The organism is Marinomonas piezotolerans (assembly GCF_003362755.1).
Taxonomy (GTDB): domain Bacteria; phylum Pseudomonadota; class Gammaproteobacteria; order Pseudomonadales; family Marinomonadaceae; genus Marinomonas; species Marinomonas piezotolerans.
Genome location: NZ_QKRA01000002.1, coordinates 664,380 through 676,867 on the forward strand (window position 1 = coordinate 664,380; position 12,488 = coordinate 676,867).

A 12,488-nucleotide genomic window follows, 5' to 3' on the forward strand; every position below is an offset into this window, starting at 1 on the left:
GTTAACTTTGCGACATCGTTGTGGGGAGATACGTGACGATCTCGGGAAACAAGCTCACTAGCACGATGGCCGCAGCGATCAGTAAGAAAAAAGGTAAAGCTGCACGTGCAACATAAAGAATATCTCGTCCAGTGAGAGCTTGTATGACAAATAAGTTGAATCCTACGGGTGGGGTGATTTGTGACATTTCTACTACTAATACGATGAAAATGCCAAACCAAAGTAAGTCGATGCCCGCTGCTTGCACCATTGGTAAGACGACTGCCACGGTGAGTACGACGACGGAAATACCATCAAGGAAGCAGCCTAAAATGACGAATAGAATGGTCAAATAAAGGATCAATGCCATGGGTGACAGATCCATGCTGCCGATCCATACCGCCAACTCTTTTGGTATGCCCAAGAAACCCATTGCTAAGGTCAAAAAGTGCGCACCCACTAGGATGAAGGTGATCATACAGGAGCTTTTCACCGCGCCCATCAGACTATCTAAAAAGCTAGCTTTGCTTAACGAGCCGGTGACAGCTGCAATAAACAATGCACCCGTAACACCTATCGCTGCCGCTTCAGTTGGCGTGGTGAGACCGCCATATATTGATCCTAAGACAAAGCCAATTAAGCCGATTACCGGAAGTAGCTGTTTTAGTGCTTTGAAGCGTACCGACCAGCTGGCTTGCGCTTGGGTTTGTTTTGGTAGTTCGTCTTTATGTAATAGCCCCCATATCATGGTGTAACCCATAAACAGGCTGACTAGCAGTAAGCCAGGCAGCGCGCCGGCGATAAACAGGCGGGCAATCGAGACTTCCGCCGCAACACCGTACACAATCAAAATGATGGAAGGAGGAATGAGCAGGCCCAATGTACCCGAACCAGCGAGTGTACCGATAGCCATACGCTCGCTGTACCCTTGTCTTTTTAACTCAGGCAGGGTCATTCGACCAATGGTTGCAGCGGTGGCGGCAGATGATCCAGATACAGCAGCAAAAATGCCACAACTTAAAATATTCACGTGAAACAATTTACCAGGTACACCGCCCAACCAAGGTGATAAACCTTTGAATAGGTCTTCTGACAAACGTGTACGGAAGAGCACTTCACCCATCCAGATAAACAGCGGTAATGCCGTTAACGACCAAGCAGTACTTGCGCCCCATGCGGACGTGGAAAACAACAATCCAATTTGGTAATTCTCAGACAGCACCAAGCCTAAGCCGCCAATAAAAATCAGAGTAAAGGAGACCCAAACACCGAAGGCCAGCATAGCGAGCATGCCCACGGCTAGAATAATGGAGATTAATGTAAGGTCCATGACTTATTCCTCTAGCGAGAGTTCGTCTTCGTGACGAATGTAGTTGGGAGACTGTCCACGGATAGCGCTAAGCCATGCATCGAATACAGCCAAAACCAAGGCAACGGCGCCGCTTGCAACAAGTAACTGGGGCATCCAAAGGGGGATGGGTATGTAACCATAAGAGACTTCGTCATAGATATAGGACTCGTACACCATGTAACAGCATGAATAAGCAATGAAACCTGTGAGCCCAAGTGCCAGCGTAAGGATGGCGGCTTCTTGTACTTTTCGTTGGCCTTTATTCAGACGTTGAATCAGCAATGTCACTCGAATGTGGCCTCCTTCATTGAAGGTATAAGCAAGACCGAAAAAAGTGGACGCCGCTAATGCAAACCCTGCAAAGTCTTCGGCGGATGGGACGATGAAGCCAAAAAAACGTCCAACGATTTGTGCCAGTAAAAGTAGCGTGATGGCAACAATGCAGAAGCCAGAAAGCCAGCCGGATAATTGATAACAAGTCTCTTTGAATGTCTTCATGATGATCTCGGGTTTAGCAAGCGCCTCCCAATGGGATAGGGAGGCGCGAGGCGTTTATACGCGGTTTTTTACGGATTATAACGGTCTAAAATAGCACCTACTTCCTTAGGATCTTCTGCTTTCCATTCGTCAACCATGGTGTTGCCGATTGCTTGCAATTCACTGATAAGCTTCGCAGAAGGGTCGCTTACATTCATGCCATTATCGATGAGTTTTTGTTTGTCACTTGCGGCGCGTTCGGCCACTTTTTCCCAGCCCATTTTTTCGGCGTGCTCAGCGGCCGTTAGGATGGCTGATTGTACATCTTTGTCTAGTCGGCGGAACGCGCGTTTGTTGACGACGACAATGTTTTTCGGAATCCAGGCTTTAACATCCGTGTAGTAGTTAACATAATCCCACGCTTGGCTATCCACACCCGTAGATGGGGAGGTGATCATAGCTTGGATGATACCTGTACTGAATGCTTGCGGGATGTCAGGTACTTGGATAGTGGTTGGTGTCGTACCCATCAGGTCTGCGAGACGAGACGTCGACGGGCTGTAAGCACGCATTTTTGAACCACTTAAATCACTTAATTGATTGACTGGCATGTCGGTGTAAAGGCTTTGTGCTGGCCATGCAACCGCATAAAGTAGTTTCATGCCGCGTTGGTCCAGTTGCTTTTCAACCGCCGGTTTAGCCGCTTCCCACAATTTTTTAGAGTCCTCAAAGGAGGTGGCTAAAAATGGGATATTGTCATGCTTAAACACAGGGTGCTCGTTGCCTAAAATACCTAGAAACACCTCGCCAAGCTGTACTTGACCGGTTTTCACCGCGCGGGGGATTTCGGTATGTTTGACCAAAGATCCGCCTGAATGGACGGTTATCTCCAACTCTCCACCGGTTGCGTCTTGGATGTCTTTGGCAAAGCCATAAGCAATTTGTGTCGGCAGATTGCCATCCCCATAAGGGGTAGGCATGTGCCATTTATCGGCGATGGCGGCGGTAGACATGAGGCTGCCCATGACAATTGCTGTGGTTAGTTTTTTCATTGTTCCTGTCCTTTCGTTGTGAAGGTTAGTGTTGTTGTGATGAAAATCGCCGCTCGTCAGAGCCAAAGTCTAGCGAGCGGTAAAGCAAAAAAATTAGAGCACTGCTAAATCAGTATCGAGGATGTCTGTAATCAGCATCTTGCCCGGTGCATGAGTAATACAGATTGGTGGTTTTGCGTTGCGAATGGCGAGTTGCGGCGTGACGCCACACGCCCAGAAGACGGGGACTTCCTGATCTTTGATAGTGACCGGATCGCCGAATTCTGGCTGACTTAAATCGCGAATGCCAATGGCTTCAGGGGAACCAAAATGCAGTGGCGCACCATGAGCTTTTGGAAAGCGTGTGGTGATTTGAATGGCTCGTATCGCATCTTTTGGTGTGTAGGGGCGCATAGTTACCACGGTGTTGCCGTGAAAACGCCCCGCAGGCACGGTTGCGATATTCGTTTCAAACATTGAGACATTGACCCCTAACTCAATGTTACGAGGCGGAAGGCCAGCGGTTGACAGAGCGTGCTCGAATGAAAACGAACAGCCTAGAACAAAGGCCACCATGTCCTCTTGCCACAGAGCTTCGATGTCGTTGAGACTTTCGACTTTCACACCATCGCGATAGACATAGTACTCTGGTACATCGTGGCGAATGTCGATGTCGTGGCCAAGTGTCGGAAGACGGTAGTCGCCGACTTCGGACACACCAATTAAGGGGCAAGCAACGGGGTTTTTTTGACAGTAGAGTAGGAATTCGTTGGCGTATGCTTGCGGTAAAATGACAACGTTACCTTGCATGGCTCCTGTAGCAAGGCCGCTGGTTGGCCCCGTATGCTCTTGGCGACGGATGGCTTGGCGTAATTGGGCCGTTTCAATAAGCAGCTTAGATGACGAATGAGACATGCTGGCTTCCTAATTATTATCACAGTTGGTGTGAATTAAGAGTAGAAGCGCTCGCTATAAAAAGTCTAATCGTGTTTTTTTGGTGTTTTTGATCAATTATTTTTATCAAGCAAGGTTTTCGCGTATTCATTTGCTGTCTCCGCAGCAATACGAGCGGCGACCTCGGCAATCGGGTTAAACGGCTCATTCGAGTACGATGCCGTAAATTTAAGCTCCGTTGGCGTCCAGATCGCGCGAATTCGTTTCAACGAGCCTTCCTCTAAATCTTTCTTAATCATGACATCAGGCATCGTAGCGATACCGACACCATCGAGCGCTAAACTGCGGCATGCGGCCAGCGAAGTAGAGGTGAAAAAGTGTACTGCTGGTCCATCCAGCTCTCTAAACTTGTGAGAGATTTCGACAAACGGCTTACTGTTTCTCGCATAGGAAATAATTGGCCAAGCAGATAGCTCCTCTAGATACAGTAGTCGATCTGGCAAGTCGAGCTGTGGGCTGGCGGCCCATGATAAGGAAAATGTACAGAGATCTAAGTTAACAATATTAGGATCATTAAGCGGCCCCATGAGAAAACCGAGATCGATGGAGCGATCTTTGATCCCTGCCGACAAAGTACTGGTAATTTCAACGGTAAGTTCGACGTCTAGGTTGGGCATTTCGCTGTGAAGACGGCCTAAAAAGGTTGATAACCAAGTGTGTGCGATGGTTTCTGAAACCCCCAATCGTAATACGCCTGAATACGCTGAGGTGCTGCCTGCCCGTTTACGGAGCTGCTCTGACTGGTAAAGAATCTTCTCCGCATAAGGAAGAAGATCTTTGCCTTTGGCCGTTAGCACGATCGGGCTAGAGCCTACTTCTCGCTCGAAGAGTTTGACTCCTAACTCAGATTCTAAGTTGGCGATTCGGGCTGAAATGGCAGGTTGGGTCGTATGCATACGCTCAGCGGCTTTGCGAAAACTTCCCAGCGAAGCAACCCAGACAAAGGTTTCTAAACGTTTGTGATTCAAATGGTATCTCCTAGCTAATAGCACTCAGAGTACTTAGCTATGGTGAGCGCGACAAGGGAATTAACAGTGTGCTGCGTGAGAAATGCGCTTAATTGACACGCTTCTTGTCAAAAGATTTCTATCACGGCGCTATCTAACGCGGCATGGCTTTTGTATGCTCTGAGTATCTGTTTGGAGCATATTATGAACCGTCTCATTACATTGATGTTAAAAGGGTTAGTGGCCGTATTGCCAATAGGGCTGACCGTCTATCTGTTGTTTTGGATATTATCGACCGCGGAAAGCTTGGCCAAGCCGTTGGTCCTGCTGGTTGTCCCTCAAGATTATTACTTTCCAGGGTTGGGGCTTGCAACCAGCTTAGTATTATTGGCTATGATTGGCCTGTTCGTGAACCTTTATGGGGTTCGCTACTTGATGAAGCTGAGTCACCGCATATTTGAGCGTATTCCATTGGTGAAATCCATCTATGGCGCAATTCGAGATATGATGACGGTATTTAATCTTTCAAAGAAACAAGAGCTGCAAAGTGTGGTCTCATTAGAGATTCAAGGGATGCAGGTCATCGGCTTTGTGACTGGGGAAAAAACCGGTCAGCGATTATTCGGTGACGCAGACTTAGTGGGCGTGTATTTACCGTTAAGCTACCAAATTGGTGGGATGACGGTCTATGTTTCACGTGAAAAACTGACCGCTCTTGACTTAACGATGGAAGAGGGCATGCGCATCGCTGTGACCGGTGGTGTGCAATCAACGAGTACTTGATATGCAATTAGAACAAATCGCTGTGTTGCTGGAGGAAAAAGGTTACCCAGCAAAGTTAAAGACCTTTCCAAGACGGATTTATGTCGGCTCAATTGGCTCCTTTTATGGTGTGACCATTGTACAGAATGAGCAGACTGGAGCGCTTAAAGTGTCTTATCAGCCGTTAATATTGATTTTCGGTAGTTGTCTACTGATCTACAGCTTCATTATCAGTTATGGCAATGATGACATGTTGTCCGCATTAATTGGTATTACAGCAGCATCAGTGATTGCTAACTTCTTTAAATCGCGTGCAAAGAAATACGAAATTGAAGCGATTCTGGCTGATTTGTAGCGCCTTTGAGGGTTGGGTTGATTACAATTTTTTCCGAAATCTTAGCGATGCCGCCAGCAAGCCAACTAAGATAAACCCGAGTAGCCAAAAGGCATCAAACTCTACAGAAGAGAGCGTTGCATCACGCAATACTATCGCGCGTGCCATGCGGATAAAGTGGGTAGCGGGAAGGCCTTCTGCTATCCATTGTGCTGGCACGGGCATCGCTTGATATGGAAACATAAAGCCAGACAGCAAGATGGAAGGCAGTAATATAAACACGGTCAGTTGCATCGCTTGAAGCTGAGTTTTTGCGATGGTAGAGATGACCAATCCTAGTGTCAGGCTGGCGAATATAAATAATAAGGACGCACCAAACAGTGACATTAACCCGCCACGAATGGGTACGTGAAATAGAATGTGCCCGACCGCGAGTATAATGCTTACCTGAATCAATCCTGCGAAGACATATGGGATAATCTTACCCAGCATTAACTCAAAAGAGCGAATCGGCGTATTGATTAAGAATTCCATATTGCCGTGTTCGCGCTCACGTACGATGGCAGCCGATGTAAATAAAATCATCGTCATGGTGAGAATAACGCCTAGCAGCCCGGGAACGATATTAACCACGGAGCGTTGTTCAGGGTTAAACCATTGAACTACCTCAAACGTGGGTGGAAGCGTTTGAGGGGGGTGACCCGATACATCATTCAATGGCATCGTTCGTAGGCTGCGTACCGTTGCCGCAATGAGAGTGTCAGATCCGTCTACCAGCCATTGGCCAATAGGACGAGCTAACGTTGTTGATGTGCTTTGGGCGGCGCTATTTGGGTGTAGCAAAAGTCGTCGGTCTAAGTCTTCAGGAAGTATTAAAACCGCCTTCACCTCACCTCTTACAATGGCACCACTGGCGGCTTGAGGTGAGAGATAGTTGTGGTTGAAACGAACCGCTTGGGTCGCTTCCACTGCTTGCAAAATGGATCGGCTGGTTTGGTTGCTCGCGAGATCAACGACACCAGCAGGGATATGCCGCGCATCGGTATTGATGGCATACCCAAACAGCATTAACTGAATCAGAGGGATCATCACAATCATGCCAAAGGTCATGCGATCTCTAGACAGTTGCTTGAGCTCTTTGAGCATTACCGCCCAGATTCTCGCTAAACTAACCCACATGACGACCTCCGGTCGAAGCGACAAAGACATCTTCTAGGCTGGCACGGGCCAACTCAAAATGATGACTTGAACTCAAACTTTGCAAGTAACCTATGGGGTCGTTGATGTCTTGGCGTACGAGCAAGCGAAGTCTGGCCCCTATCTGAGCCGCGGACACGATGGTGCTGTGTCGACTGAGGGATTGCTTTAGACCACGTAGATCATTACCACTGGCCTCCACTACCGTCGCAGGCATACTAGCCATCAGATTTTTTGGGGAGCCATCGGCGCGTTTATTACCTTCTTCTAGAATTGCTAGTGCATGACAACGCTCGGCCTCATCCATATAGTGAGTGGAGACGAGAATTGTGGTGCCTTGATCGCATAGATCAAAAAGATGCTCCCAAAAATCACGCCGATTCTCGGGGTCCACAGCCGAGGTTGGCTCGTCAAGAAATAGAAGTTCGGGCTTGTGTAATGTGGCACAGGCTAAGGCTAGACGCTGTTTTTGGCCTCCGCTCATCGACCCCGCTAATTGCTTCTCTCTCCCTAGAAGGTCATAACGTTGCAGAAGTTTCTGAACACGAGCTTTACGATGTGTCCGTTTTAGTCCGTAGATCGCTGCGACAAAGTTGAGATTCTCTAAAACGGTTAAATTGTTGTATAGAGAAAATGCTTGAGTCATGTAGCCAATACGCTGCTTGAGTGCCTCTTCGTGGTGTTTGATGGGAATGCCAAATAACTCGATCTCACCTGATGTCGGTTCCAATAGACCCGTTAGCATCCGTATAGTGGTCGATTTTCCACAGCCGTTAGGGCCGAGGAATCCATAAATAGTGCCTTTGGGTATACTCAGGTCAAGTTGATTAACAGCGGTACCAGAACTGAACGTCTTGGTTAATTGACGACTTTGAATGACCACATCTTGGCTCATTTCAGAACGGCCTCCAATGGTGTGCCTGTTGGCACTTGTTCCGCGTTTTGGAGTGTAATTTCAGCTAAATATACCAATCTGGCTCGCTCTTTTTCATTCAGCGCGTAGTAAGGTGTGTAAGCAGGCTCGCTACGAATATTACGTACAATGCCAACGAAAGGGTCTGTATATCCCGAGATGTTAATCCTGACTTGCTCGCCTTGATTCAATGTCGTCCTCGCCGCTTGCGGCACATAAATCCGAGCGTAAGGTGTGCCATTCTTGATAAGTCGAAACAGTGCGGCCCCCGTGGTCACAGAATCTCCTGATTGCCATGGTGCGCTATCAACAACCGCGTCTTGTGGCGCAATAATCCGGTACCGGGTAAGGGTTATCTGTGCGGCGTTGAGCTGTGCCTGCGCTGCATCAACCTGTGCTTGTAGGCGCTGTAATACTTCCTCACGAGTCCCATTTTTGAGCTCAAGCCATTGCTGCTGACTTTGGTTTGCTTGGGCCAGTGTTTGGTCACGCAACGCCCTAGCGTTGTCGAGTACCGCTTGTCCAACCGCGTTGACGGCAAACAGCTCTTGACTGCGTTGATATTGTCTTTGTGCATCTATTTGGCTCGCTTGTGCGGCCTGCCAAGCTGCGTAGGCTGAGGCTACTTGTTCTGAGCGCGCGCCGTGTTGGGCTTCATCAAGGGAAGCCTGTGCCTGTTTAAGTTGCGCTTCGGCTAATGCCACTTGGGTTTGCGCGTAGCGATCATCAAGTTTGGCCAATAGCTGACCTTTCGTAACGTGATCCCCTTCATCAACTAGTATGTCAGTAATGGTTTCACTAACTAGCGCATTAATACTTATGTGGTTGCGTTCAAGGGTGCCTAATGCGAGATGCTCTGAGTCGTCTTGGCATGCACTAAGTATTAGGCAAACTGAAGTGATGAAAAGCCGCTTTATCATTGTCGTAATACATCCTAATAGACGGTTATAGAAATAATATAGCGCTAAATACAGCATTCATATATTGATTCGTATGGGATTTCTTCAGGATAGACCGAACAACGTAATGTTTTATATGTCGGCAGTTAACAGGTGGCGTGAATCAGTAGGCAGTTGTAGTACGATAGTCGAGCAATCGTTTATTTGAAGACGGCTGATTCTGTCGAGACACAATAGGGAATTGATTGAGTATGCAATTGAGCAAAGTAATCGGACATCGTGGCGCGGCTGGTTTAGCGCCAGAGAACACTTTGGCTTCGATCCGGGCCGCTGCGGAAGTGGGTGTTAAGTGGGTTGAAATTGATGTGTATCCCATTGCCCAAGGTGGTTTGGTAATTTTCCATGATGATACGTTAGAGCGGTGTACTAATGGTTCTGGACTGACTCTAGATGCAAATCTGGAAACCATTTTGTCTTTGGATGCTGGCGCATGGTTTGGGGAGGCGCATCTTGGTGAAAAAGTGCCGACATTAGAACAGGCGCTTGATTGTATTCAGTCACTAGGGTTGGGATTAAACTTAGAAATAAAATATGAAGGTGCTGATGTGGAGGCTGTTGTACCGCCTATTCTGGCGGTATTGGCGGAGCGCTGGCAGGACAATGAAAAACTGTTAGTCTCAAGCTTCAATTACGCTGCATTGGAAATGTGTTTTAAGGTGAACCCGCTGCGCCATTTGGCGTATTTGGTGGAAGAGGTACCCAGTGATTGGTTACTGAAACTTGCGGCCATCCAAGCATACAGTCTGAATTGCTATTACCTGCCACTTACAGAAGAGCAAGCTGTTGCGGTGAAGTCTGCCGGATACAAGCTACTTTGCTACACTGCCAATGAGCCAGATCTTGTCGCACAACATTGGGAATGGGGGATGGATGCTGTGATCACCGACGACCCCCGCCAGTTCATGCATTTGGAGCACTAAGTGAACGCTCACTTAGTGCTTACATGTGAAATAGAAGCCTGAAACTGCGTTAGAATAAGTTCTCTAACGCAGTTTCAGTACGATTTTCCTGAACTTCTGAGTCGCGCTCGCCAACCCCTTCCGCGATCGGTGTCGATACAATGCGTTGCGGTGGTACGTGTTCCTTACGGAAGATTTCAAAGATCGCATCCTTCTGTCCAGGTAGAGCCCGTTCACCGGTTTTAGGATCAATTCTTACTGTCACCAGTGACGAAGGTTTGTCGATATAGCTTTTCGGCGCTTCAGCCAGTGCAGGGCGCATGTAGTTGATCCACGTAGGAAGCGATGCTGAGCCCCCCCATTCACCGCGACCAAGCGGAGACATGTCGTCAAAGCCAGTCCAGACGGACGTGACAATGTCACCGTTATAGCCCGAAAACCAAGCATCTCGGCCATCATTGGTGGTACCGGTTTTGCCTGCGATGTCATCGCGGTTTAGCACGCGTGCGCGGCGTCCTGTGCCATAGCGAATCACGTCTCGCATAATATCGTAAATGATGTAGCTGACCTCAGGATCTAACACGCGTTGGGCGACAGGTAAGGTTTTGAAACCATTTGGCGTGTTGAAAAGCCCGACTTGTTGTTCATCTGGACTGCTTTTATCTAGCAGAGTGCAATCATGACAAACCGTTGTTGGGTTGGATTGGAAAATGGTTTCGCCATTTCGATCTTCAACGCGCTCGATAAGGTAAGGTTGAATGCGGTACCCTCCATTTGAAAACACGCTGTAGCCAGAGGCAATTTGCAAGGGTGACAAGTTGGCACTGCCGAGTGACAAGGAAAGGTTGTGTGGCAGCTGATCAGGGTCAAACCCAAATCGCTTCAGAAATTCTAATGTGGGTCGCACGCCCATTTCATCCAGAAGACGAACCGAGACGACATTTTGTGAACGATAAAGTGCTTGTCGCAGGCGCGTTGGACCATAGAATTTACCGCCATCGTTAGTAGGGCGCCACGCTTGAGCGAGGTTGCTGTCATGAAAGACAACGGGCGCGTCATTGATCACTGTCGCAGCTGTGTAACCACGGGATAATGCGCTTGAATAGATGAATGGCTTAAAGTTGGACCCAGGTTGACGTTTCGACTGTGTCACACGGTTAAATTTATTGCTGAAATAGTCGAAGCCGCCAACCAATGATTCGATGGCGCCATCTTTACTGTCTAACGAAATGAGTGCGCTCTGTACGGTAGGTGTTTGCGCCAGACGCCAAACGGTTTTGTCGTCGGGGCGGAGCTGAATGATATCGCCTTTGACTAGAACGTCGCTAACCTTCTCTGGCTTCGCTCCATGGGAATCTTCATTTATGTAGGGGGCGGCCCAACTTATTGCGTCCCAAACCAGCTCAACTTGTTCACCGTTGGCTAGCCTAACCTCTGCGGTCTGGTCAGTAGTGCTTAGAACCAATGCAGTGGTCCAATCAGGCATACTTGAATGGGATTCAAGCTCAGATTGCTGCTGATCGACAGGTTGATCGACCAACTCTGGGTTGGTGGCAATGGTGCCGCGATAGCCATGGCGTTCATCGTATGCCAACACACCGTCGTAAACAGCTTTGTTCGCATCTTTCTGGCGTTGGGAATTAATCGTTGTGTAGACCACTAACCCTTCAGAATACAATGCGTCGCCATAGGTTTCGTATAGTTGGGAGCGTACCATCTCGGCAACGTAGTTCGCTTCTACATCAGGCGCGACGCCATAATTTTTTGCCGTAACCGGTGTTTCTACAGCGGTTTGATACGCTTCTTTGTCAATCATGCCGAGAGACAACATGCGCTGTAAGATCCAATTACGGCGAATCAACGCGCGAGAGGGGTTCACAACAGGATTGTAACGGGAGGGGGCTTTGGGGAGACCTGCGATCATAGCGTATTGCGCCAAATCGAGCTCAGATAAAGGTTTACCATAGTAAACTTGGGCTGCGGCTTCAAAACCATAGGCTCGTTTTCCTAGGTATATCTTATTCATGTAGAGCTCAAGAATTTCGTGCTTACTAAGCTCTCTTTCCATTTTAAGTGATATGAAAATTTCGGTGAATTTACGTGTGAAAGTCTGCTCAAAGGATAGAAAATAATTTCGCGCGACCTGCATTGTGATGGTACTACCACCGCCTTGTATTTCGCCTGTTGCGACGAGCTGATAAACCGCTCGCAGCAACCCCATAATATCGACACCCGGATGATGATAGAAGTTGCTATCTTCCGCTGCGAGTACGGCGTTTTCGAGATCAGTGGGTACGTCTTCGTAACTCAGAGGAGTGCGGCGTTGCTCTCCGAACTCGCCAATCAGCTGCTCGTCTCGAGTGTATATGCGCAGCGGGATTTTTAGCTCAATTGCCTTCATTTCCTCAACAGTCGGGATGCGATCTTTGACGTGATTATAAACGCCATATGTGATCCCGGCGGCGGCGATAACACCCAGAATAAACAGTATTACTAGGATTTTAAAAGTCTTGGCCATGATGAGTCGCTGGTTTAATTGGTGTGCGGGCATTATACCTAAGTTGGCATAGCATTGGAGCTTGTTCGAAGACAAAATCGTGGTATCTTTGCCAGAGTCTTCTGACGTGAGTGTTTAGCGATAGTTCCTAAATGCCACAAAATTTTTATCACAAGGATAGTGATAAG

At 48.1% G+C, this 12,488-nt stretch carries 12 protein-coding genes; 3 read left to right on the plus strand and 9 right to left on the minus strand.

Annotated elements, in window-relative coordinates:
• Position 1: 1 nt before the first annotated feature.
• The 5 genes from DN730_RS07115 to DN730_RS07135 all read right to left on the minus strand — a co-directional run bounded on the left by DN730_RS07115 (position 2) and on the right by DN730_RS07135 (position 4,760).
• Positions 2-1,309 (minus strand): TRAP transporter large permease, encoded by a 1,308-nt coding sequence (locus tag DN730_RS07115; RefSeq protein ID WP_115467405.1) that lies wholly within the window; start codon positions 1,307-1,309, stop codon positions 2-4.
• 3 nt (positions 1,310-1,312) lie between these two features.
• Positions 1,313-1,828 (minus strand): TRAP transporter small permease, encoded by a 516-nt coding sequence (locus tag DN730_RS07120; protein ID WP_115467406.1) that lies wholly within the window; start codon positions 1,826-1,828, stop codon positions 1,313-1,315.
• A 68-nt stretch (positions 1,829-1,896) separates the two neighbouring features.
• Complete coding sequence (locus tag DN730_RS07125; protein WP_115467407.1) at positions 1,897-2,859, minus strand: TRAP transporter substrate-binding protein; 963 nt, start codon at positions 2,857-2,859, stop codon at positions 1,897-1,899.
• 93 nt (positions 2,860-2,952) lie between these two features.
• Positions 2,953-3,753 (minus strand): putative hydro-lyase, encoded by an 801-nt coding sequence (locus tag DN730_RS07130; protein ID WP_115467408.1) that lies wholly within the window; start codon positions 3,751-3,753, stop codon positions 2,953-2,955.
• Positions 3,754-3,845: 92 nt separating this feature from the next.
• Positions 3,846-4,760: a LysR family transcriptional regulator gene (locus tag DN730_RS07135; RefSeq protein ID WP_115467409.1), complete on the minus strand. Its 915-nt coding sequence runs from the start codon at positions 4,758-4,760 to the stop codon at positions 3,846-3,848.
• 183 nt (positions 4,761-4,943) lie between these two features.
• Here DN730_RS07135 and DN730_RS07140 point away from each other — a divergent pair, with 183 nt between their 5' ends.
• Positions 4,944-5,522 carry a DUF502 domain-containing protein gene (locus DN730_RS07140; RefSeq protein WP_115467410.1) on the plus strand — a complete coding sequence of 193 codons (579 nt, stop codon included), beginning with the start codon at positions 4,944-4,946 and terminating at the stop codon, positions 5,520-5,522.
• A 1-nt stretch (position 5,523) separates the two neighbouring features.
• Positions 5,524-5,856: a hypothetical protein gene (locus tag DN730_RS07145; RefSeq protein ID WP_115467411.1), complete on the plus strand. Its 333-nt coding sequence runs from the start codon at positions 5,524-5,526 to the stop codon at positions 5,854-5,856.
• A 21-nt stretch (positions 5,857-5,877) separates the two neighbouring features.
• On the opposite strand, the gene DN730_RS07150 is transcribed toward DN730_RS07145, so the two are convergent.
• From DN730_RS07150 to DN730_RS07160, 3 genes are read right to left on the minus strand one after another with little or no spacing between them, the layout of a single operon-like run.
• Positions 5,878-7,014, minus strand: coding sequence for an ABC transporter permease (locus tag DN730_RS07150; protein ID WP_115467412.1), 1,137 nt, complete (start codon positions 7,012-7,014; stop codon positions 5,878-5,880).
• Positions 7,004-7,927, minus strand: coding sequence for an ABC transporter ATP-binding protein (locus DN730_RS07155; protein ID WP_115467413.1), 924 nt, complete (start codon positions 7,925-7,927; stop codon positions 7,004-7,006). Before DN730_RS07155 ends, DN730_RS07150 begins: the two co-directional genes overlap by 11 nt.
• The gene (locus tag DN730_RS07160; protein ID WP_158541188.1) at positions 7,924-8,865 is read right to left on the minus strand and encodes an HlyD family secretion protein; all 942 of its coding nucleotides are present in this window, start codon (positions 8,863-8,865) and stop codon (positions 7,924-7,926) included. The genes DN730_RS07155 and DN730_RS07160 overlap by 4 nt, the downstream gene beginning before the upstream one ends.
• A gap of 230 nt (positions 8,866-9,095) precedes the next feature.
• Here DN730_RS07160 and DN730_RS07165 point away from each other — a divergent pair, with 230 nt between their 5' ends.
• Entirely contained in the window at positions 9,096-9,824 is a 729-nt protein-coding gene (locus DN730_RS07165) for a glycerophosphoryl diester phosphodiesterase (protein WP_115467415.1), read from the plus strand.
• A gap of 49 nt (positions 9,825-9,873) precedes the next feature.
• Here DN730_RS07165 and DN730_RS07170 read toward each other — a convergent pair whose 3' ends face one another.
• Positions 9,874-12,321, minus strand: coding sequence for a penicillin-binding protein 1A (locus DN730_RS07170; protein ID WP_115467507.1), 2,448 nt, complete (start codon positions 12,319-12,321; stop codon positions 9,874-9,876).
• Positions 12,322-12,488 lie beyond the last annotated feature (167 nt).